This window comes from Photorhabdus viridis (genome assembly GCF_040256935.1).
Lineage (GTDB): Bacteria > Pseudomonadota > Gammaproteobacteria > Enterobacterales > Enterobacteriaceae > Photorhabdus > Photorhabdus viridis.
The window spans coordinates 1-223 of record NZ_JBEJZY010000582.1 but is presented as its reverse complement, the minus strand read 5'-3'; the positions used below and the strand labels follow the sequence as shown (position 1 = coordinate 223).

The following is a 223-nucleotide window of genomic DNA, read 5'->3' as shown; positions in this document are numbered from 1 at the left end:
TATGAAATGGAGCCTGGCTAAAGACCATTTTATTCATGAAGTTATTGCTTATTCTGAAGATATCACCGCAAAGATAAATACCGGGGAGCTTTCAATCTCTGAGGCAATAGCGTCATTGGATGAAGAAATGCGATCGTTAGAAAAACAGGATGCAATGCTTTCTCAAAAGAGAGTAAGGCAAGTTATCGTTGTAAAGAAAAAAACGCCAGATGAGAATACTAAA

1 pseudogene is annotated in these 223 nt (G+C 37.2%); it reads left to right on the top strand.

Features of this window, described 5'->3' with window-relative positions:
* Positions 1–223: pseudogene (locus ABR397_RS25765) on the top strand (DUF4225 domain-containing protein); the annotation flags it as partial.